This window comes from Nonomuraea sp. NPDC003754, from assembly GCF_053605785.1.
The window spans coordinates 12,109-31,738 of the sequence record NZ_JBSGJX010000045.1 but is presented as its reverse complement, the minus strand read 5'-3'; the positions used below and the strand labels follow the sequence as shown (position 1 = coordinate 31,738).

The window sequence follows — 19,630 nt, the reverse complement described above, 5'->3', positions numbered from 1 at the left end:
TCGATGTGCGGAGGGAGACGGCGGCCGCCCCGGCCCACGTCAGTGACGTGCTGTCCAAGCTCGGCCTGCGCGACCGGATCCAGGCGGTCATCTGCGCCTGCGAGTCCTGATCCGGCGCGCTTGGTCGAGCGCGGACAAGGGCGCGTCGGCCCGTCCGGGTCAACCGGCCACGGTGATCATCGGAGGTCGTTCCGCGACCGAGACGTTCCTGGTCAGCACGTGGTGACCACGCTCGTTCCTGCGGAACTGCGACAGCCGTACGGAAGGCTCGTGGAGCGGGATCATCTTGCCCTGCCGCTCGAGCCGGGACCAGGCGGCCAGCATGATCTGCCCCGCCATCCCGCCGAGCGCCTCGGTCGACTGGTGGGAGTGCTCGCGGGAGCCGAGGTCGACCTGGGCCAGCGCGTCGAGCCCGGCCAGCTCGTACAGGTCGACCAGCAGACCGAGCTCGACGCCGTAGCCGGTGACGAAGGGGACGCGTTCGAGCGCCGAGCGCCGCCCTGCGTACTCTCCCGCCAGCGGCTGCACGAACCCCGCCAGCTCGGGCCAGTGCATGTTGATGAGCGGGCGGGCCACCAGCTCGGTCACCCTGCCGCCGCCGGTGGGCGCGCCCAGCAGGGGACGGTCGTAGCTGCCCTTGACGTAGACCACGGACGGGTCGGACAGCAGCGGACCGAGCAGCCCGGTCACCATGGAGGAGCGGAAGTCGCGCAGGTCGGCGTCGATGAAGGCCAGCAGGTCGCCCGAGGTGACCGCCAGCGACTTCCACAGCGCCTCGCCCTTGCCGTCGAGCGGTTTGAGATCGGGCAGGATCTCGTCCTGGGCGTGCACGGACGCGCCCGCCCTGGCGGCCACCACGGCGGTGTCGTCGCTCGAGCGGGAGTCGATCACCACGACCTCGTCGACCAGGGCGCGCAGCTCCCGCCTGATCATCCCGACGATCTCGCCGACGGTCTCGCGCTCGTCGCGGGCGGGCAGGACGACGCTGATCGTCGTGTCGCCCTTGCGCTCCAGGAGCGCCTCGAGGGGCCAGTCGGCGGCTGAGGACGTGCGGCTCCGCAGCCACGCCTCTACCTCAGGCAGCACACGCCCCTCCCCCGTCGATGTCACCTCAGCTTAGAGTCCGGCTCAGGCGTTCCTGACGAGGGGTCGTCCGACGGGAGGCCGCCCTGACCGGCGGCCGCCCGACGAGCGCGCGACGAGCGCGCCGCATCGCCACCGCGAGGTCCGAAAACCGCCGATCCTTCCTGGGCCCTCCGGTGTTCTCTCAAGAGAGGGACTCCACGAAGAAGGGTGCGGAGCATGAACGTCCACACGACGGTCGACAGCCCGATCGGCGAGCTGCTGCTGATCGGAGAGCGGTCCGAGGCGGCCAGGGGCGGGCTGGCCCTGGCGTCCGTGTCGTTCGCTGACCAGGGCGCGACGCAGGGCGCTGACCAGAGCGCCGGCCAGAGCGCCGGCCAGGGCGCCGGCCAGGGCGGCGCGCGGGCGGGGCGGCGCGACCCCGGCGCGTTCGCCGCGGTCGAGCGCCAGCTGCGCGAGTACTTCGCGGGCGAGCGGACCGGCTTCGAGCTGGACTTCGTCCACCACGGCAGCGCCTTCCAGGAGACGGTGTGGGCCGCGCTGGACGGCCTGCCGTACGGCAGGACCACCACCTACGGCCGGCTCGCCGAGCAGGTCGGGGCGCCGCGCGACCGGATCCGCGCGGTGGGCGGGGCGATCGGCGCCAACCCGCTGCTGATCGTCAGGCCGTGTCACCGGGTGATCGGCGCCAACGGGTCGCTGACCGGCTACGCCGGCGGCCTGGAGCGCAAGCGGTTCCTGCTGACCCACGAGGGCGCGCTGCAGCCGCTGTTCGTCTGACATCGAGAAAGGAGCAGATCATGCCTAAGCCGCACGAACGCGTGGACAGGGCCGACTGGGCCGCCCTGGCCGAGGAGATGGACGCGCACGGGTGCGCGCTGACCGGTCCGGTCCTCACCCCGGACGAGTGCCGCGAGATCGCCGGCCTGTACGACGAGGTCGCCCGGTTCCGCTCGACGATCGACATGGAGCGCTACCGGTTCGGCCGGGGCCAGTACCGCTACTTCGACCGGCCCTTCCCTGAGCCGGTGGAGGAGTTGCGGCAGGCGTTCTACCCCCGCTTGCTGCCCATCGCCAGGGACTGGGCCGCCAGGCTCGGCAGGCCCGCCCCCTGGCCGGACACGCTGGCGGAATGGCTGGAGATGTGCCACGCGGCGGGGCAGACCAAGTCCACCCCGATCCTGCTGAGCTACCGGGACGGCGACTGGAACGCGCTGCACCGCGACCTGTACGGCGACCTCGTCTTCCCCCTGCAGGTCGTGATCGGGCTGGACGCGCCTGGCGCCGACTACGAGGGCGGCGAGTTCCTGCTGGTCGAGCAGCGGCCACGGGCCCAGTCGCGGGGCACGGTGACGCTGCTGCCGCAGGGTCACGGGCTGGTCTTCACCACGAGGGACCGGCCTGTCCGCTCCTCCCGCGGCTGGTCGGCATCGCCGGTCCGGCACGGCGTCAGCACGGTACGGCGCGGCCGGCGGCACACGCTGGGCCTGGTCTTCCACGACGCGGCCTGACACTGGGGGCACGCCACATCATTGGACTGGTACCAGTGCTGGTATCGTCCCATTCATGGTACGGTCCTTCCATGAGCACCGACGCGAGCGGCGCCGACCGGCCACAGCCGCAGCAGGAAGGCGCGCCGTCCCGGCACGAGCGGCGGCGGCGCCAGACCAGGGAGCGGATCGCCACCACCGCGCTGGCCCTGTTCAGCGAGCGGGGCTACGACGCGGTGACCATCGCCGACGTCGCCGAGGCCGCGGACGTCGCGAAACAGACCGTTGTCAACCACTTCCCTGCCAAGGAGGACCTCCTGTTCGCCTGGCACCGCCCGGTCGAGGCCGACGTGATCGACATGGTCGACCAGCTCCCCCTGAGCGCCTCGCTGCCGGAGTTCCTCAAGGACGAGCTGCCGCGCCTGTTCGCCCACCTGCCGGAGCTGCCGCAGGCGCCGGACGGCGGAGATCCACGGACCGCGGTCGACGATCGGCTCGCCGGTGTCGTCGCCATCATCCAGAACAGTCCGGCGCTGCAGGACGCGTTGCGACTGCGTGGCACCCGATACCAGGAGGACCTGGCGGCGATCCTGTCCGACCGGGTGCCCGCGCATCTGGGAGCCGTCGCGGCACGGGCGATCGCCGCCTTCGTCCTGACCACCGTCTCCGCCATGGTCGAGGAGGCGGCACGACTGCAAGGCGCGGGCCGGTCGCCTGAGCAGATCGTCGCCAGCCTCACCGACACGGTCGGCCGCGCGCTGGACATCCTGGACACCGGCATCGGGAACACCGGCGGATCGGCGACACCCCCTCAAGACAACTGACAGCTCAAGACACCTGACGGTTCCCGAAGCCGCGCGGGCCGAGGAGGGTCATGCGAACGGAATCGACATCGGTGCTGGTCGTCGGCGGCGGGCTGGTAGGCCTGTCGGCGGCGGTGTTCCTGTCCTGGCGCGGGGTTCCCGCGATGGTCGTCGAGCGCCGTACCGCGGGTTCGCCGCATCCGCACGAGCCGGCGGAGTTCCTTCGCGCCTACGGACTCTCCCGGGGCGGCGCGGCCCTCGTCCGGCCGGACGGTTACCTCGCCTGGCGCTCCCGCGACCTGCCCGCCCTCCCGTCCGACGCGCTGACCGTGGCGCTGAGCCGGGTGTCGTGCGCCACCCGACAGACCACCCTGCACGCCACCCGTCACGCCACCGGGAACCGTACGACGTGACCGCCCGGGCCCAGACCCGCCAGGCCGGGGCTAGGGAAGGCTCAGCCGTGGGTGGCGTGCCGTTCGAGGAAGGTGTAAACGTCGGCCTCGTCCACGCCGGGGAACGAGCCGGGCGGCAGCGCGGCCAGCACGTGGGAGTTGGCGCGTGCCGACGGCCAGGCGTAACCCTCCCAGCGCTGGGCCAGCTCAGCCGGAGGGCGGCGGCAGCAGTCGCCGTTCGGGCAGTTGGAGCGCGTCCTGTTGGTCGTCTCGCGCCCGCGGAACCACCGCGACTCCCGGTACGGCACGCCCAGCGTGATCGCGAAGTCGCGTTCACGGGACGGGTCGACGTGCGCCACGCAGAAGTAGGTGCCGGTCGGCGAGTCGGAGTACTGGTAGAAGACCGAGAACCGGTCGGGTGACAGGAAGACCTGCCGTCCGGACCACTGCAGGCACATGCGCTGCCCCTCGATGGCGCCCTGCTCGTCGGCGGGGAAGACGATGCCGTCGTTCTCGTAGGCCTTGTAGATGGTGCCGCCGGCGTCGTTGCGGACGAAGTGGCAGACCAGGTCGAGATGGTGGGTGGCCAGGTTGGTGAAGCGGTGGGCGGCCATCTCGTAGGAGACGGCGAAGACGTCGCGCAGGTCCTCCACCGACAGGGCGCGGTCCTGCTTGGCCTCCTGGAGGAACTGGGTGGCGGTGCGCTCGGGCACGAGGACGGCGGCGGCGAAGTAGTTGGCCTCGGTGCGCTGCAGCAGGAAGTCGGCGAAGTCGCGCGGCTTGCCGTGGCCGAGCGCGAGGTGGCCGAGGGTCTGCAGCAGGATCGTGCGCGGGGTGTGCATGCCGAGCTGCTCGTGCTTGACGTAGATGCGGCGGTTGCGCAGGTCGGTGATGGACCTGACGGAGCGCGGCAGGTCCTGCACGGTGTTGACGGAGTAGCCGAAGTGGGTGACCAGCGCCTGGACCGTGCTCTGCGACAGCGCGCCGGTGCGGTAGCCGACGGCGGCCAGCGCCGCGGCCGCGGCCTTCTCGATCTCGGGGAAGTAGTTGCCCTGCTCGCGCTGCCTGCGGCGCAGTTCGGCGTTGGCCGCCCGGGCCTCCTCGGGGGTGGCGGTGCCGCGGGCCTGCCTGGCGCGCAGCTCGCCGTACAGGCCGAGGATGTGCTCGAGGACGTCGTTGGGCACCCGGGCGGAGACCTTGAGCCGTGGCAGGCCGAGCCCGGCGTAGAGCGGGTCGCGCTGGGCCTCCTCGAGCGCGATCTCCAGCTGGGCGCGGCGGTTGGGCGGCTGGCGGCGCAGCAGTTCCTCGACCGGGACGTTGAGCGCGGTGGCCAGTGACTTGAGCAGTGACAGCTTGGGCTCGCGCTTGCCGTTCTCCAGCAGGGACAGCTGGCTGGGTGCCCTGCTGACCCGCTCCCCCAGGTCGGACAGGGTCAGCCCGCGCTGTTTGCGCAGGTGACGCAGGCGCTGGCCGAAGGCGATGAGATCGAGCTCCTGCGTCAAAGAAAGCGGTTCTTCGCCGAGCAAGGGGGCCATGCGCGCATCATAAGGGGAAGAATCCTGGTTTTTCTACACCCAGCCACCGGAAGCCGGGCTGAAGTGGGCGAGGGACCTCCGATCGCCGCCGGAACACCGGACGGTCGCCGAAAGCCGAGGTGACAGCCGGTCCAGTGGTCTAGTCCATAGCGAAAAGTCGTGAATTCTTCTCCCCTGAATACCCGCCAGTATGTCCTAGATGTGAAATTCGTCGAATTTTCTGCACTTCGGACCCTACTGAGAGGGCTTGCCCGGGGCAGACACTCGGAACAAGCACCCAGGGGACGACAAAGGAGTGAAAAATGGACGATCGCCTCAAGGGAGCGGCTGACCAGCTGCGGCACGCATGGGAGAACGACCCCCGCTGGAAGGGCACCGAGCGCACCTACTCCGCCGAGGACGTCGTCCGGCTGCGCGGCAGCGTGCAGGAGGAGCACACGCTTGCCAGACTCGGCGCCGAGCGGCTGTGGGACCTGCTGCACACCGAGGACTACGTGCACGCGCTCGGCGCGCTGACCGGCAACCAGGCCGTGCAGCAGGTGAAGGCGGGCCTGAAGGCGATCTACCTGTCCGGCTGGCAGGTGGCGGCGGACGCGAACCTCGGCGGGCAGACCTACCCCGACCAGTCGCTGTACCCGGCCAACTCCGTGCCCGCCGTCGTGCGCCGCATCAACAACGCGCTGCTGCGCGCCGACCAGATCAGCTGGTCGGAGGGCTCGGACCAGACCCACTGGCTCGCCCCGATCGTCGCCGACGCCGAGGCCGGCTTCGGTGGCGTGCTGAACGCCTTCGAGCTGATGAAGGGCATGATCGCGGCCGGCGCCGCGGGCGTGCACTGGGAGGACCAGCTCGCCTCGGAGAAGAAGTGCGGCCACCTCGGCGGCAAGGTGCTGATCCCGACCGGCCAGCACATCAAGACGCTCAACGCCGCCCGCCTGGCGGCCGACGTGTCGGGCGTCCCCTCACTGATCATCGCGCGGACCGACGCCCAGGCCGCGACGCTCCTGACCAGTGACGTGGACCCCCGCGACCAGCGCTTCACCACCGGTGACCGTACCGCCGAGGGCTTCTACCGGGTCCGCAACGGCGTCGAGGCCTGCATCGACCGCGGCCTGTCCTACGCCCCCTACGCCGACCTGCTGTGGATGGAGACCTCCACCCCGGACCTCGACGTGGCCCGCGAGTTCGCCGAGGCGATCAAGGCCAGGTACCCCGACCAGATGCTCGCCTACAACTGCTCGCCGTCCTTCAACTGGAAGCAGCACCTGGACGACTCCACGATCGCCAAGTTCCAGCGCGAGCTCGGGCACATGGGGTACAAGTTCCAGTTCATCACGCTGGCCGGCTTCCACTCGCTTAACCACTCCATGTTCAACCTGGCCCACGGCTACGCCGCCGACGGCATGACCGCCTACGTCGAGCTGCAGGAGGCCGAGTTCGCGGCCGAGGCGCGCGGCTACACCGCCACCAGGCACCAGCGCGAGGTCGGCACCGGCTACTTCGACCTGGTCAGCACGGCGATCGCGCCCGACTCCTCGACGACCGCGCTCAGGGGCTCCACCGAGGAGGAGCAGTTCCACTAAAGAGCCCGCCCGGACTCGCCGATACCTCCTAGGGCATGGGAGGGTTCCCCGGCGACCGCCCCGGTCCCGCGCCCGCGGGACCGGGGCGCTTTACGCTCCGCGCGATCCGTCACCTTCGCCCCCTTCCGGCTGATCTAGCCTCACGAGGGTGCTCAGGCTGCTGCGGGACCGCACCTACCTCACCTACTGGCTCGCCGTCGTGGTGTCCTTCCTCGGCGACGCCATCACCAAGGTCACCCTGATCTACGTCGCCGCCACGCTCACCGACGCCCCCGTCGTGCTGATCGCGCTCGTCGTCGTCGCGCAGCTGCTCCCGTCGGGCATCCTCGGCGCCTTCGTCGGCCCGCTGGCCGACCGGCTGCCCAAGCGGGTGCTGCTCATCGGATCCGACCTGGCCCGAGCGCTGATCGTGCTGGCCATGATCCCCGCCCTGCGCTCGGCCTGGCTCCTGCTGGCGCTGATCTTCCTGGAGGGCCTGGGCAAGGCGTTCTTCGAGACCGCCCGCATCGCCGCCATCCCGAAGATCGTCGGCGGGCACAGCATCCCCTCCGCGGTCGCCCTGTTCCAGAGCACCGCCCACACGATCAACCTGCTCGGCCCGGCGCTGGGCGGGCTGCTGGTCGCGGCCGGCAGCGTCCCCCTCGTCCTGATGATCGACTCGGCCACCTTCCTGCTCTCCGCGCTGCTGCTGGGCAGCATGGCGGTGCTGCGCGAGGTGCCGTCCGCGGCGCGCGAGCCGTACTGGGCGGCGCTGCGCGCCGGCGTGCGCGGCGTCCTGGCGGTGCCCTCGCTGCGGTACCTGGCGGTCTTCCTGACGCCGGTCATGCTCGCCCTCGGCCTGTTCACCACCAACCTCAACGCCCAGCTGCTGACCGTCTTCCAGCTGCCCGCCCTCACGTTCGGGCTGGCGCAGGCGCTGTTCGGCGGCGGTTCGATCCTCGGCGCGCTGGCCGGTCCCGCGCTGCTGCGCCGTTTCCCCGACCGGCTGCTGCCCGCCTCGATCGTCGCCTTCGGCCTGTCCATGGTCGCGCTCGCCCCCGCCCAGTGGAGCGGCCACATCGCGGCGATCGGCGCGTGGTGCCTGCTGACCGGTTTCGGGTCGGGCCTGTTCCAGGTTCCCGTCGCCCACCCCCTGCTGCGCGACCTGCCCGAGGACCTGCGCGGGCGCGGCGTCGCGCTGGCCAACGCGCTCATGGTCAACGTCACGATCGCGGGCGTGCTGGCCGGCAGCCTGGTCGCGGAGCTCGCGGGCGTCGCCGTGTCCATCATCGGATCGGGCGCGCTGCTGCTCTGCGCGGCCACCGCGCTCTCCCTCCGGTACGGCAGGCGCCGGCCCGCCCCCGCCGGGCAGCGCTGACCCCCGAACGCCCGGCTCAGGAGGCCGGCCCGCGGTTCAGGCGCCCGGCGAGGAGTCCGTGGGGCCGGGCGACACCGGGTCGGTCGGGGTGACCGACGCCGACGCCGACGGGTCCGGTGTCTCGCCCGGTCCCTCCTGCGGGATCGTGGTGATGCTGGAGGAGGGCTGCGGGCAGTCACGCCCACGCCGCTTGCCCGCCGGGTTGACGCAGTCGCCCGGGTCCCCGTTGCCCGGCGGGTCGGGCGACCAGACGCTCTCGTGGTCGGGCCGGCTCCGCTCCTCCGGCGTCGTGGACGGCGGTCGCAGCGTCGTGGGCCCCAGCGTCCTGGTCTGGGTGACGACCACGGTCGGGGTGATCGACGGCCCGGCGGGGATCGGCTCGGCCGGTGCCCTGGTCAGCGGATCCGGCCTGATCGTGGACTGCGCGGTGCCGTTGGGCACGACGAAGGGAACGGCCTCCGGCCGGCGGGTGCCGTCCAGCCGGATCCCGGCTCCCCCGCTGGCCGCGGCCACCGTCAGGGCCGCGATCGAGACGGTGGCCAGCGCGGCGAAGCTCGCGTGCGACAGCTGAGCGCCCGACCTGGCCCGCCGCCGGCGCGCGGCAGGGCCGGGCCGCCCCGGCGGTTCGGTCCCCGCCGGGTCCGGCGGCGCGTCGGCCAGGCGCACCCTGCCCCCACCCGGCGGATACGGCACCGGTGTCCAGATGTCCCCCAGCACCCGGCCGACGGCCTCGCGCAGGTCCCAGGGGTCGCCCACGCCGCCCGCGGCCAGTAAGGCACGCAGCAGTTCGGCCGAGCTGGGCCGCGCGGCGGGATCCTTGGCCAGTGCCGCCTCCACCGCCGGCCGCAGCAGCGCGGGCACGCCGTCGACCCGCGGCTGTTCCAGCACGATCCGCCTGGTCAGCACGTCGGCCTCGCCGGCCCCGAACGGGTGGTGGCCGGTGGCGGCGAAGGCGATCAGGCAGCCCCACGCGAACACGTCGGAGGCCGGGACGGCGGCACCGCCGGTCAGCCGCTCGGGCGCCACCCAGCCAGGACTGCCCATCACCAGCCCCGCCTGGGTGTGGGCGGCGGCGGTGTCGACGTCGCGGGCGATGCCGAAGTCGATGACGCGCGGCCCGTCCGGCGACAGCAGCACGTTGCCCGGTTTGAGGTCGCGGTGCACCAGCCCCGCGTCGTGGACGGCGACCAGCGCGGCGGCCACCCCGAGCGCGACGCCGTAGGCGAGGTCGGGCGTCAACGGGCCGCGCCCCACCACCACCTGCGACAGCGCCGGCCCCGGGATGTACTCGCAGACCAGGTACGGCCGGTCGCGATCACTGCCGTCCTCGATCACGGCGGCCGTGCAGAACGGCACCACTCTGCGCGAGAACGTCACCTCCTCGGCGAACCTGGCGCGGAGCGTGGCGTCCCGCAGGTGCACGTCGTGCGGGGTCTTCAGCGCCACCAGCCCGCCCCGTGGGTGCTCGGCGAGGTAGACCACCCCCATCCCGCCGGCGCCCAGGCGGCCGAGCAGCAGGTACCTGCCGATGATCACCGGGTCGCCCACCGTCAGCGGTCGCACGCCTGGCGGCATGCCGCTCGTACCACGCGCCATCCGGCTCGCCTCTCCTGCTCTGGACCACGGCCACAGCACACTGTGACCGGATCGGGCGAGGCATTTCCCCGGGACTGCCACAAGGAGTATCGAAGGTAAGGCGAATCTTTCCGCTAGGTGAGAAAGAGCTGAGGTACCTGGGCTTTCAGGGACGAGGGGACAGTGCCGGGGCTCATCCGTCGAGGGCGGCGCTCTCCTCGACCTCCACCTGGCGGTTCCACTCCTTCTTGACCGCGCGCCAGCCCTCGTCGTCGACGCCGAGCCGCCAGTAGCCGGAGATGGACAGCTGCTCGAGCGGGATCTGCCGCTCCACGCGCAGGAAGCGGCGCAACTCCTTGACGAAGCCCGCCTCGCCGTGCACGAACGCGTGCACCCTGCCCTCGGGGAAGTGCAGACCGCGCACCGCCTCGACCAGCTTGCGCCCGTACGGCGCGCCCTCCCGGTGCAGGTAGACCACGGGAGCGTCCAGCTTCTGCTCCTCCGCCGCCGACTCGACCTCGACGAGGACATGCGCCCTGGCCCCTTCGGGCAGCGCCTCCAGGGAGGCGGCGATCGCCGGGAGCGCGCTCTCGTCACCGGCGAGCAGGTGCCAGTCCGCCTCGGGACTCGGCGCGTAGCCGCCGCCGGGACCCAGCAGGTGGATCACGTCGCCGGGCCTGGCGGCCGCGGCCCACGGACCGGCCAGTCCCTCGTCGCCGTGGACCACGAAGTCGAGGGTCAGCTCCCTCGCCGCCGGCTCCCAGGCGCGCACGGTGTAGGTGCGCAGCCGCGGCCAGTGCTCGCGCGGCAGGAGCTCCCTGCAGGTGGCGACGGTGAACGGCGTCGGATACGTCACACCCTCCACCGGGAAGACGAGCTTGACGTAGTGGTCGGTCAACCCAGCGGTGGCGAAGTCACGCAAGCCGTCGCCGCCGACCACCACCCGCACCATGTGCGGCGTGAGCCGCTCGGTCCGCAGCACGACGCCACGATGCTCGGTCATGAGAACCCTCCAGCTGTAGTTAGGTCACCCTAACCTACAACTGGAACGTCAGGCCGCGAGAGAAGATTCCTCTCCCGAGGCGTGCACGGCGGCCAGGAAGCGGGCCATGTGCCGGTAGACCAGCCGCGCTTCGGGCAGCACGTCGGCCAGGATGGCGAAGACGTGCGGCATCCGCGGCCACTCCTCGTAGGTCACCGGCACGCCCGCCGCGCGGGCGCGCACCGCGACCCTGCGACCCTCGTCGCGCAGCACCTCGGTCGAGCCGGTGACGATCATCAGGGGCGGCAGGCCGGTGTAGTCGCCGAAGACCGGCGAGACCAGCGGGTCACGCGGGTCCAGACCCGACGTCCACCGCCTGGCCAGCCACTCGACGCGCCCGGCCGGCAGCATCGGGTCCGTCCAGCGGTTGGCCCTGCGCGGGGTGTCGCTCAGGTCGGTCCACGGCGACAGGCAGATGGCCGCCGCGGGCAGCCGCAGCCCGCGATCGCGCAGCGCGAGCAGGGTGGCCAGCGTGAGGTGGCCGCCCGCCGAGTCGCCGGCGAGCAGGATGTCGGCGGGCTCGTGGCCGCGTTCGATCAGCTCGCCGTAGGCGTCGAGGGCGTCCTGCAGCGACTCGGCCAGCGAGTGGACCGGGCCCTGCCGGTAGTCGAGGGCGAAGACCGGACGGCGGGCCACCACCGACAGCCGCCAGGTGATGGGCCGGTGGGTGGCGGGCGAGCAGCTGAAGTAGCCGCCGCCGTGGAAGTAGAGGAGCACCTTGCGCTCGTCGAGGCCCTGCCCCGCGCGCACCCATTCGCCGCGGCGGTGCGCGACGATGCCCACGTGGCCGGGCGGCCGCACGGGCACGAGCCTGACCAGTTCGCCGAGCCGGGAGCAGGCGGTGATGGCCAGGGAGTGACGCAGGAGCAGGCCGGCGGCGGGCTTCAGGGTGCCGCGCATGACCGTGTTGAGCGCTCGCGACTGCCAGCTGAACGGATAGTCGGGGATGACGTCCAGGTCGATCTCGTGCCGCACAGGTAAAGAATTCCCTCCAGAGGATCGTTCTATCGGCAAGTAAGCAACTCATCTATTTCGGGTGAATCATCGCCAGGTCGGACGCGGCCCTTCGCTCCGTACATCTCCATCTACCACGGACCCCACAGACCGAACCGGGGCACCGCGAACCGGCGGGCGGGCGGCCGCCGCCGATATCGCCTTGCCGACGCCTGATCAACGAGCGGATAATTACCGCTCCACACACCCGTGCCCCCTCGTGGACACGGGCTGTCGTCATGCCATCACACAGCGGAGGTGACACGCCATTTCCCTCTATCTCCGGCTCATCCGGTACGGCTTCCGCAAACACGCCACCTACGTGTGGGCCGCCGCCGCCGGAGCCTTCACCAACAGCGTCTTCGGCATCCTGCGCGCCTACGTCCTGATCGCGCTGTGGCAGGCCAGGCCCGGCCTGGCCGGCTACGACGTGCTCGACGCCGTCACCTTCTGCTTCGTCACCCAGGCCTTCATCGGTCCGATGCAGCTGTTCGGCGGCGGCCTGACCATTCCCGAACGCATCCGCACCGGCGACATCGCCCTCGACCTCGTCCGTCCCGCCTCCCTGCAGGCGTGGGCCCTGTCCGAGGACCTGGGCAGGGCGGCCTACCTGTTCCTCGTCCGCGGCCTCCCGCCGATGATCATCGGCGCGCTGGTGTTCGGCGTCGTCGTGCCGTCCGGCGCCGGGCGGTGGGCGGCCTTCGCCGCCAGCTTCGCCCTCGGCGTCCTGGTCAGCTTCGCCTGGCGCTACCTGATCGCGCTGTCGGTGTGCTGGCTGGCCGACGACCGCGGCGTGGTGACCGTGTCGATGGTCCTCACCACCTTCTTCAGCGGGATGATGCTGCCCCTGCCGATCTTTCCCGGCCTGCTCGGCGACGTGGCCGCGACGCTGCCGTGGGCCGCGATGGCGCAGCTGCCCGCCGACGTCTACCTCGGCAAGGCGGGCTTCGCCGACGCGGTGCCGTTCCAGGCGCTCTGGGCGGTCGCGCTGCTCGCCCTCGGCGCGCTCGGCACGCGGGCGATCAGGCACAAGGTGGTGATCCAGGGTGGTTAGGACCTACGTCATGCTGGCCTGGACATGGACCCGCGCCGCCGCGGCCTACCCCGTCTCCTTCGCGCTCATGGTCGGCTTCGGCCTCACGATGGCCGCCGTGGACCTCGCGGTGATCCTGGTGGTCTTCGCCAACACCACGGCGCTGGCCGGATTCACCCGCGCGGAGGTCCTCTTCCTGTACGGCGCGGCCAACATCGCCTTCTCCGTCGCCGACATGTGCGTCGGCAACCTCGACAAGATCAGCCAGCACATCAAGGCAGGCACGCTGGACACGATGCTTCTCAAGCCGGCCCCGGCCTGGCTGCAGGCCGCCGTCGACAGGTTCACCCCCTCCAGGTTCGGCCGCGTGCTGCAGTCGGTGATCGTCCTGGTCACGGCGTTGGCCGCGCTCGACATCCCGTGGCAGCGGGCGTGGATGGTCCCGGTGATGATCGCCACCGCGGGCGTCATCTTCGCCTCGCTGTGGACGCTGGCGGGGGCGGTGCAGTTCGTGCTGACCGACGCCCCCGAGGTGGTCAACGCCTTCACCTACGGCAGCGGCCAGCTCACCCAGTACCCCTTCAGCGTCTACGGCCGCGACCTGGTGCGCGGCGTCACCTACGTGCTGCCGCTCGCCTTCGTCAACTGGCAGCCGGGCCTGTACGTCCTGGGCAAGGACGACCCCTTCGGCACGCCGGAGGCACTGCGTTTCCTCGGGCCCGTCGCGGCCCTGCTTCTCGCCCTGCTGGCCGCCCTCGCCTGGCGCCAGGGCATCCGCCGCTACCGATCGACGGGGAGTTAGCCATGATCGAGCTGGAGCGCGCCGGGCGCGTGTTCAAGGTGAAGCGCACGCTGGTGCACGCGGTGCGCGAGCTGTCGTTCAGCGTCGCGCCGGGAGAGTTCGTCGGCTGTCTCGGCCCGAACGGCGCGGGCAAGTCCACCACCATCAAGATGCTGTGCGGCATCCTCACCCCCACCTCCGGCACGGTGCGCGTCGCGGGGCTCGACCCCTCGCGCAGGCGCACGGTCCTGGCCAGGCGGATCGGCGTGGTGTTCGGGCAGCGGACGACGTTGTGGTGGGACCTGCCGCTGCGGGACAGCTTCGAGCTGATCCGGCTCCTTTACAAAGTAGATCGCAGGGATTTCGCCGAGCGGCTCGACGAGCTGGTGGAGACCCTCGACCTGGCCGCCTTCCTGCGCACGCCGGTGCGCCAGCTCAGCCTGGGCCAGCGCATGCGGGGCGACCTCACCGCCGCGCTGCTCCACGCGCCCGACGTGCTGGTGCTGGACGAGCCGACGATCGGGCTCGACGTGGTCAGCAAGAACAGCATCCGCTCGTTCCTGCTCCGGGTGAACGCCGAGCGCGGCACCACCGTGCTGCTGACCACGCACGATCTCGGCGACGTCGAGCGCCTGTGCCGCAGGGTGATGCTCATCGACCACGGCAGGCTGGCCTTCGACGGCTCGCTCGACGACCTGATGGCCACCGCGCCCGACGAGACGATCGAAGAGGTGGTGACCAGGCTCTACACCCGGGCCGGTCAGTAGTAGGCGCCCTGCTCGGCCTCGTCGTACTCCTCGTCCGCGTTGTCGCGCCGGCTCCAGCGGGAGGGCATCAGCACCGGCAGGAACAACGCCACGCCCAGCAGGGCGTAGACGCCGGTGGTGAGCAGCGTCCTGCTGCCGGCGCCCGCCTCCACCAGGACGCGGTGCATGGACGGCTCGTCGGGCACGAACGACAGGGCCCTGGGGACGTCGAGCGCGTAGACGACCGTCCACGCCAGCAGCACGAGCGAGGGCACGAACGTGGCCAGCGGTGACACCCTGCCCGCCGTCACCAGCCCGACCACCAGGCCGATGGCCGCCATGGCGCCGAGCGCGACCCACAGCTTCGGACCCGCGACGGGCGCGGCCGTTCCAGGCGCGATCATCAGCGCCTGCTGGACTGCCCAGCCGCCTCCGACCAGCAGGACACCGGTCACGATCACGCCGAGTAGCAAACCAGCGAAATGCCGCACAGACATCACCTCGGGCCTGACCATAGCGACAAATCAGATGTTTGAGCCAGGTATTGGCCGGAGCCGTATGGTTCGGGCGGAGTCGCCGGACGGTCCGCCCCGGGGCCTGGCGTGAGAGCATGAGGGCACCCATGCGCGCCGACCTCCCCCTCCGGCTGACGCGGGCGGCCGCCTTCTCGGCCGTCTGCGTGCTGCTGGCCGCCCTCGGCCACCGCGCCGCCGGCGGCACGGGCCCGTCGGGCTGGATGCTCGGCCTGGGCGGCGGCGCCGTGCTGGCCGTGGCGCTGGCGCTGTCGGGCAGGGAGCGCTCGTCCACCACCGTCAACGTCACGCTCGTCGCCCTGCAGGCGGGGCTGCACGAGCTGTTCGGCCTGGACGGCACCGCCGCTCTCCTCGGGACGGCCCACGGGCGGGGCGCCGCCGTCCTCGGCTACGGGCAGGCGCACGAGTCCGGGCTCGGCGAGAGCCTCGGCATGCTGCTGGCCCACCTGACCGTCACCCTCGTCACCGGCTGGTGGCTGGCCCGCGGCGAGGCCGCGCTCTGGTCGCTGCTACGCCGCCTCGGGCACCGCCTGATCCGTCTGCTGCCGCCGCCCACCGCCGTCGCGGTACGGCCGGCGCCGGTGCCCGCCGCCCGTCGTGCCATCGGCGGCGGCCCGCTCCTCCGCCACGTCGTCACCAGGCGCGGTCCTCCCCTTCCCGCCCGCTGACCTCGCCCCTCTTTCCTTCTTCCTCCCACAGACACGTGGAGTTTCCGCATGCCCACCTTCCCCCGTACGGCAGGCGTGCTCGCCGCCGCCACCGCCCTGTCCCTCGGCCTGGCCGTCCCGGCCCTCGCGCATGTGACCGTCAACCCCGGAACCGCCGAGCAGGGCGGGTTCACCAAGGTCGCCTTCCGCGTCCCGAACGAGCGTGACGACGCCTCGACGACGAAGATCGAGGTGTCCTTCCCCGTCGACCACCCCCTGGCCTTCGTCTCGGTCAAGCCGGTGCCCGGCTGGGAGGTCAAGGTCACCGAGGGCAAGCTGCCCAAGCCGGTGAAGACCGAGTACGGCGACCTCACCGAGGCGGTCACCAAGGTCGTCTGGTCGGGCGGCCAGATCAAGCCGGGCCAGTTCCAGGAGTTCGAGGTGTCGATGGGGCAGCTGCCGACCGACACCGACCGGCTGGTCTTCCCCACCAGCCAGACCTACTCGGGCGGTGAGGTCGTGAAGTGGGCCGACGAGCCCACGGCCGACGGCACCGAGCCGGAGCGGCCGGCGCCGCTGCTGAAGCTCACGCCCGCCACGGCCGACGACGGCCACCACGGCACGGCGTCGGCCGCCCCCTCGGCACCCGCCGCCTCGTCCGCGCCCGCGGCGCCCTCGGTGACGCCGGTGGCGGCCTCCGCTTCCGCGGCGGACGGCACGGCCCGGCTGCTCGGCGGCGCGGGGCTGGTGGTGGGAGCCATCGGCCTGGTGGTCGGCTTCCTCGGGCTGCGCCGCCGCCCCTCCTGACCCGCGGGCCCGGTGGCCGGCCCGCGGTCCGGTCACCGGGGGCCGGAGGGGTGCTCCCCTTCGGCCCCGCCGCGGCTCAGGAGGTGATGTCCTTGCTGGTGAAGCGGGCCCACGCGAACGAGCCGAACAGCAGGATGTAGGCGCCGAAGGCCAGCAGCCCCGAGGTCAGGTGATCGAAGGCGATCGGGTCGCGCAGGACCGCGTCGAAACCGCTCCACCAGTTCGGCAGCAGGTACGCCTGGACGGGCTCCAGCTGCGGGATCGCCCGCATCACCTGGGTGGCGATGACCAGCACGACGGTCGCCGCGATGGCGCCGATCGGCGCCTCGGTCAGCGTCGACAGCGCGATCGCGACCGCGGCCAGCGCCGCCATGCCGAGCGTGACGTAGCCGATGACGATCAGCAGGCGCAGCAGGGCGTCGCCGAGCGGGATGGCGACCCCCGACAGCAGCGTGACGGGCCCGGCCGGGAACAGCAGCAGGCCGGTGATGAGCGCCGCGAGCGCCACGGCCGAGGCGACGGCCAGGCAGAACAGCACGGCGTTGACGAACTTGACCGCCAGCAGCCTGGTGCGCCCGGCGGGGGCGGCCAGCAGGTACCGCAGCGTGCCTCCCGCGGCCTCGCCGGCCAGCGCGTCGCCCGCCACGACGGCGACCGCGACCGGCATCAGCAGCGGCACCAGGGCGCCCAGCGAGACGAGCGCCAGGAAGAAACCGTTGCCGGCGACCTGCTGGATGAGGCCGCCCGGCCCGTCGGCCATGTCGTCGCCGAGGATGCGCAGGACGACGCCCATGATCACGGGGACGGCGGCGAGGACGGCGAGCATGGCGAGGTTGCGCGGCCGGCGGAAGGTCAGGCCGAGCTCGGAGCCCAGCATCCTGGCGAACGCGGCGACGGCTCCGGGGCCGGACGTCGCCTCCCGGGTGACGGCGTCCAGGGTGGAGGCGGCCGGCACGGGCAGGTCGGGGCGCGGGCCCTGCTCGGCGGTGCGCCTCGACTCGCTCACCGGGACCAGGCCGGGCGTCCGCCTGGCTCCCGCGCCGCGCCCGCTCCGCAGGCCGGGATCCTCGACCGGCGTGCCGGCCACCGGGCCGGCCGTTGGGTCTTCCACGGTGTCTGCCACCAGGTCTGCCACTTCGGGCTCAACCTTCGACATCGAACCCCTCCCCCGTCAGGCCGACGAAGACCTCTTCCAGGCTGGGCCGTACGACCGACAGGCCCCTGACCGCGACGCCGGCCTCGACCAGCGCGACGTTGAGCCGCTCGGGGGCGTGACCGCCGAGCTCGGCGCTCACCTGCGTCCCCTCGTGGGTGACGGCCGCCAGGCCGAGCCCGCGCAGCACCCGCGCCGCGTCCGCGCCGTCGGGCGTCTCCACCCTGACGCGCGGGGCGCGGCCACCGCTCAGCGAGGCGATCGTGCCGTCGGCGACGAGCCTGCCGGTGCGCATGATGGCCGCGTGCGTGCACATCTGCTCGATCTCGGCCAGCAGGTGCGAGGAGACGAACACCGTGGTGCCGTCGGCGGCGATCTCCTTGACCAGCGTGCGGACCTCGCGGGTGCCCTGCGGGTCGAGGCCGTTGGTCGGCTCGTCGAGGATGAGCAGATCGCGCGGGCCGAGCAGGGCGGCGGCGATGGACAGGCGCTGCCGCATGCCGAGGGAGTAGGCGCGGTAGCGCTTGCCGGCGGCGGCCGACAGGCCCACCCGCTCCAGCGCGGCGCCGACCCTGGCGCGGGCGGTGCGGCCCGAGGCGGTGGGGTCGGCGGCGTCGTAGCGCAGCAGATTGGCCTCGCCCGACAGGTAGGGGTAGAAGGCCGGGCCCTCGACCAGCGCGCCCACCCGCGGCAGCGGCACCGTCGCGTAGGTGCCGGAGGTGGGCGTGACCAGGCCGAGCAGCATGCGGATGGTGGTGGTCTTGCCCGACCCGTTCGGGCCGAGGAAGCCGTAGACCGAGCCGCGCGGCACGGTCAGGTCAAGGGCGTCGACCGCGATCTGCCCGCCCTTGAAGCGCTTGGTCAGGCCCTCCGTGACGATCGCGTGGTCAGCGGAGGGCGGGGCCGCCCCTGAGGGCGCCCCCGCTTCCAGCGTCATGCTCACCTGGCGCCTGCCGCCTTCGTGAGCTCCTCCGGGGTGACCGCGCCGACCAGCAGCCGGCCGTCGTCGGTGAACAGCACGCTGACCAGCTTGGTCTTGATCAGCTTGCCGCTCCCCCACGGGCCGCTCACCGGCGTGGCGGTGCGCAGGATTGCATCGAGCGAGGGCGCCTGCTCGCCACCGGGTTCGGCCTGCGGCTGGGCGGCCCCTGCCGTGGGCGTGGGCGTCGGCAGGACCGCGACCGTGGTCCAGCCGGCGCCGACGGTCTTGACCGCGCCTTCGCGGAAGTCGTGCTCGGGCTTGCGGTCCTCGAGGGCCGGGCCGAACGTCTTCTCCTCCACCTTGGCGCCCGCGGGCGGGGTGAAGGTGAAGTTCTCCTTCGCGGGGGCGGAGAAGGTGACCTGGGTGAACCCGACCTCGAAGGCCGGCTCCGCCGACCCCTTGGCGTACACCTGGACGCGCAGCGGGACGTAGGTCTCGCCGTCGAGCGCCAGGCGGACGTCCTGGATCAGCGAGCCGTCCTGCTTGGGCGCCAGCACCAGCTCGTAGGCCGGGCGTCCGGCCACCTTGGTGGTGTTGGTCACGCTGACCACGCTGTGCTCGCCGACCTGGGCCAGCAGGCGCTCGGCGGCCTGCTGGGGGGTCAGCGCGGGGGCGTCGGGCACGTGCGTCGCGCCGGGCCGGTCGGCGGTGCCGGGGGCCAGCTTGACGCGCGTGGCCCGGTTGGACTGGCTCTCCCACAGCCACGTCTGGTCGCCGTTCACGATGACGTTGGTCTCGCTCATCGGGCCCGGTACGGCCAGCCTGAACTGGTCGCGGGAGCCGTACCAGACCTTCGCCTCGTGGGAACCCGACAGCAGGCTGAGCGGGGAACCGGTGGCGGCGCCCTGCGGCAGGGCGGGAAGGCCGAGGGAGGCGGTCTCCACGACCGTCCCCGACATCGGGGGCAGGCCGTCCTTCTGCACCGCCGCGGCGGCCTCGGCCAGCAGCTGCTGCGCCGAGCGTTCCGGCAGGACGGGGTCCCCGCTGACGGCGGCGATGACCGGACCCGCGCCGATGGCGGCACCGATCACGGCGACGGCCGCGACGGGGACGCCCCACCTCACGAGCTTGCCTCTGGACATCTCACTCCTTCAC

The 19,630-nt window shown here is 72.3% G+C and carries 19 protein-coding genes and 1 pseudogene; 11 read left to right on the top strand and 9 right to left on the bottom strand.

Annotation, left to right across the window (positions count from 1 at the left end):
* Positions 1-159 precede the first annotated feature (159 nt).
* Positions 160-1,086: a glucosyl-3-phosphoglycerate synthase gene (locus tag ACWEVS_RS37910; protein ID WP_449931034.1), complete on the bottom strand. Its 927-nt coding sequence runs from the start codon at positions 1,084-1,086 to the stop codon at positions 160-162.
* 216 nt (positions 1,087-1,302) lie between these two features.
* Here ACWEVS_RS37910 and ACWEVS_RS37905 point away from each other — a divergent pair, with 216 nt between their 5' ends.
* The 4 genes from ACWEVS_RS37905 (at position 1,303) to ACWEVS_RS37890 (ending at position 3,789) form a co-directional block, all read left to right on the top strand.
* The gene (locus ACWEVS_RS37905) at positions 1,303-1,863 is read left to right on the top strand and encodes a methylated-DNA--[protein]-cysteine S-methyltransferase (protein ID WP_452555541.1); all 561 of its coding nucleotides are present in this window, start codon (positions 1,303-1,305) and stop codon (positions 1,861-1,863) included.
* Positions 1,864-1,883: 20 nt separating this feature from the next.
* Positions 1,884-2,594: a 2OG-Fe(II) oxygenase gene (locus ACWEVS_RS37900; RefSeq protein WP_452555539.1), complete on the top strand. Its 711-nt coding sequence runs from the start codon at positions 1,884-1,886 to the stop codon at positions 2,592-2,594.
* A 71-nt stretch (positions 2,595-2,665) separates the two neighbouring features.
* Positions 2,666-3,397, top strand: a complete 732-nt coding sequence (locus ACWEVS_RS37895; protein ID WP_452555537.1) for a TetR/AcrR family transcriptional regulator — start codon at positions 2,666-2,668, stop codon at positions 3,395-3,397.
* Positions 3,398-3,447: 50 nt separating this feature from the next.
* Positions 3,448-3,789, top strand: coding sequence for an FAD-dependent monooxygenase (locus ACWEVS_RS37890; protein ID WP_452555535.1), 342 nt, complete (start codon positions 3,448-3,450; stop codon positions 3,787-3,789).
* Between the two features lie 41 nt (positions 3,790-3,830).
* Here the strand turns inward: ACWEVS_RS37890 and ACWEVS_RS37885 are convergent, their stop codons facing one another.
* Positions 3,831-5,303 (bottom strand): helix-turn-helix domain-containing protein, encoded by a 1,473-nt coding sequence (locus ACWEVS_RS37885; RefSeq protein WP_449931044.1) that lies wholly within the window; start codon positions 5,301-5,303, stop codon positions 3,831-3,833.
* 302 nt (positions 5,304-5,605) lie between these two features.
* Here ACWEVS_RS37885 and aceA point away from each other — a divergent pair, with 302 nt between their 5' ends.
* Both aceA and ACWEVS_RS37875 read left to right on the top strand, forming a co-directional pair.
* Positions 5,606-6,886 carry an isocitrate lyase gene (aceA, locus tag ACWEVS_RS37880; protein ID WP_354921496.1) on the top strand — a complete coding sequence of 427 codons (1,281 nt, stop codon included), beginning with the start codon at positions 5,606-5,608 and terminating at the stop codon, positions 6,884-6,886.
* A gap of 148 nt (positions 6,887-7,034) precedes the next feature.
* Positions 7,035-8,243, top strand: coding sequence for an MFS transporter (locus ACWEVS_RS37875; protein WP_452555533.1), 1,209 nt, complete (start codon positions 7,035-7,037; stop codon positions 8,241-8,243).
* Positions 8,244-8,279: 36 nt separating this feature from the next.
* On the opposite strand, the gene ACWEVS_RS37870 is transcribed toward ACWEVS_RS37875, so the two are convergent.
* From ACWEVS_RS37870 to ACWEVS_RS37860, 3 genes are all read right to left on the bottom strand, one after another.
* Positions 8,280-9,839 carry a protein kinase domain-containing protein gene (locus ACWEVS_RS37870; protein ID WP_452419435.1) on the bottom strand — a complete coding sequence of 520 codons (1,560 nt, stop codon included), beginning with the start codon at positions 9,837-9,839 and terminating at the stop codon, positions 8,280-8,282.
* Between the two features lie 172 nt (positions 9,840-10,011).
* Positions 10,012-10,821, bottom strand: a complete 810-nt coding sequence (locus ACWEVS_RS37865) for a siderophore-interacting protein (RefSeq protein ID WP_354921505.1) — start codon at positions 10,819-10,821, stop codon at positions 10,012-10,014.
* 48 nt (positions 10,822-10,869) lie between these two features.
* Positions 10,870-11,835 (bottom strand): alpha/beta hydrolase fold domain-containing protein, encoded by a 966-nt coding sequence (locus tag ACWEVS_RS37860; RefSeq protein ID WP_452555531.1) that lies wholly within the window; start codon positions 11,833-11,835, stop codon positions 10,870-10,872.
* A gap of 340 nt (positions 11,836-12,175) precedes the next feature.
* On the opposite strand from ACWEVS_RS37860, the gene ACWEVS_RS37855 reads away from it, so the two are divergent.
* The 3 genes and pseudogenes from ACWEVS_RS37855 to ACWEVS_RS37845 form a co-directional block, all read left to right on the top strand.
* Positions 12,176-12,907: an ABC transporter permease gene (locus ACWEVS_RS37855; protein WP_452419433.1), complete on the top strand. Its 732-nt coding sequence runs from the start codon at positions 12,176-12,178 to the stop codon at positions 12,905-12,907.
* Positions 12,900-13,688, top strand: coding sequence for an ABC transporter permease (locus ACWEVS_RS37850; RefSeq protein WP_452555529.1), 789 nt, complete (start codon positions 12,900-12,902; stop codon positions 13,686-13,688). Before ACWEVS_RS37855 ends, ACWEVS_RS37850 begins: the two co-directional genes overlap by 8 nt.
* Positions 13,689-13,690: 2 nt before the next feature.
* Positions 13,691-14,380, top strand: a pseudogene (locus tag ACWEVS_RS37845) (ABC transporter ATP-binding protein); the annotation flags it as partial.
* Between the two features lie 47 nt (positions 14,381-14,427).
* Here the strand turns inward: ACWEVS_RS37845 and ACWEVS_RS37840 are convergent.
* Positions 14,428-14,874 (bottom strand): hypothetical protein, encoded by a 447-nt coding sequence (locus ACWEVS_RS37840; protein ID WP_452555527.1) that lies wholly within the window; start codon positions 14,872-14,874, stop codon positions 14,428-14,430.
* Between the two features lie 149 nt (positions 14,875-15,023).
* Between ACWEVS_RS37840 and ACWEVS_RS37835 the strand changes: the two genes are divergently transcribed.
* Positions 15,024-15,614, top strand: a complete 591-nt coding sequence (locus ACWEVS_RS37835; protein ID WP_452555525.1) for an MFS transporter — start codon at positions 15,024-15,026, stop codon at positions 15,612-15,614.
* Positions 15,615-15,662: 48 nt separating this feature from the next.
* Complete coding sequence (locus ACWEVS_RS37830) at positions 15,663-16,400, top strand: YcnI family copper-binding membrane protein (RefSeq protein WP_452555523.1); 738 nt, start codon at positions 15,663-15,665, stop codon at positions 16,398-16,400.
* Positions 16,401-16,476: 76 nt separating this feature from the next.
* Here ACWEVS_RS37830 and ACWEVS_RS37825 read toward each other — a convergent pair whose 3' ends face one another.
* From ACWEVS_RS37825 to ACWEVS_RS37815, 3 genes are read right to left on the bottom strand one after another with little or no spacing between them, the layout of a single operon-like run.
* Positions 16,477-17,556, bottom strand: coding sequence for an ABC transporter permease (locus ACWEVS_RS37825; RefSeq protein ID WP_449931063.1), 1,080 nt, complete (start codon positions 17,554-17,556; stop codon positions 16,477-16,479).
* Positions 17,543-18,490: an ATP-binding cassette domain-containing protein gene (locus tag ACWEVS_RS37820; protein ID WP_449931065.1), complete on the bottom strand. Its 948-nt coding sequence runs from the start codon at positions 18,488-18,490 to the stop codon at positions 17,543-17,545. Before ACWEVS_RS37820 ends, ACWEVS_RS37825 begins: the two co-directional genes overlap by 14 nt.
* 2 nt (positions 18,491-18,492) lie before the next feature.
* Positions 18,493-19,617 carry a LolA family protein gene (locus ACWEVS_RS37815; protein WP_449931067.1) on the bottom strand — a complete coding sequence of 375 codons (1,125 nt, stop codon included), beginning with the start codon at positions 19,615-19,617 and terminating at the stop codon, positions 18,493-18,495.
* Positions 19,618-19,630: the final 13 nt, after the last annotated feature.

What these genes read in the sequence shown, in the direction of transcription:
- ACWEVS_RS37905 (WP_452555541.1), top strand. Translation starts at nt 1,303, where the DNA reads ATGAACGTCCACACGACGGTCGACAGCCCGATCGGCGAGCTGCTGCTG.
- ACWEVS_RS37900 (WP_452555539.1), top strand. Translation starts at nt 1,884, where the DNA reads ATGCCTAAGCCGCACGAACGCGTGGACAGGGCCGACTGGGCCGCCCTG.
- ACWEVS_RS37895 (WP_452555537.1), top strand. Translation starts at nt 2,666, where the DNA reads ATGAGCACCGACGCGAGCGGCGCCGACCGGCCACAGCCGCAGCAGGAA.
- ACWEVS_RS37890 (WP_452555535.1), top strand. Translation starts at nt 3,448, where the DNA reads ATGCGAACGGAATCGACATCGGTGCTGGTCGTCGGCGGCGGGCTGGTA.
- ACWEVS_RS37885 (WP_449931044.1), bottom strand. Translation starts at nt 5,303, where the DNA reads ATGGCCCCCTTGCTCGGCGAAGAACCGCTTTCTTTGACGCAGGAGCTC.
- aceA (WP_354921496.1), top strand. Translation starts at nt 5,606, where the DNA reads ATGGACGATCGCCTCAAGGGAGCGGCTGACCAGCTGCGGCACGCATGG.
- ACWEVS_RS37870 (WP_452419435.1), bottom strand. Translation starts at nt 9,839, where the DNA reads ATGGCGCGTGGTACGAGCGGCATGCCGCCAGGCGTGCGACCGCTGACG.
- ACWEVS_RS37865 (WP_354921505.1), bottom strand. Translation starts at nt 10,821, where the DNA reads ATGACCGAGCATCGTGGCGTCGTGCTGCGGACCGAGCGGCTCACGCCG.
- ACWEVS_RS37835 (WP_452555525.1), top strand. Translation starts at nt 15,024, where the DNA reads ATGAGGGCACCCATGCGCGCCGACCTCCCCCTCCGGCTGACGCGGGCG.
- ACWEVS_RS37830 (WP_452555523.1), top strand. Translation starts at nt 15,663, where the DNA reads ATGCCCACCTTCCCCCGTACGGCAGGCGTGCTCGCCGCCGCCACCGCC.
- ACWEVS_RS37825 (WP_449931063.1), bottom strand. Translation starts at nt 17,556, where the DNA reads ATGTCGAAGGTTGAGCCCGAAGTGGCAGACCTGGTGGCAGACACCGTG.
- ACWEVS_RS37820 (WP_449931065.1), bottom strand. Translation starts at nt 18,490, where the DNA reads ATGACGCTGGAAGCGGGGGCGCCCTCAGGGGCGGCCCCGCCCTCCGCT.
- ACWEVS_RS37815 (WP_449931067.1), bottom strand. Translation starts at nt 19,617, where the DNA reads ATGTCCAGAGGCAAGCTCGTGAGGTGGGGCGTCCCCGTCGCGGCCGTC.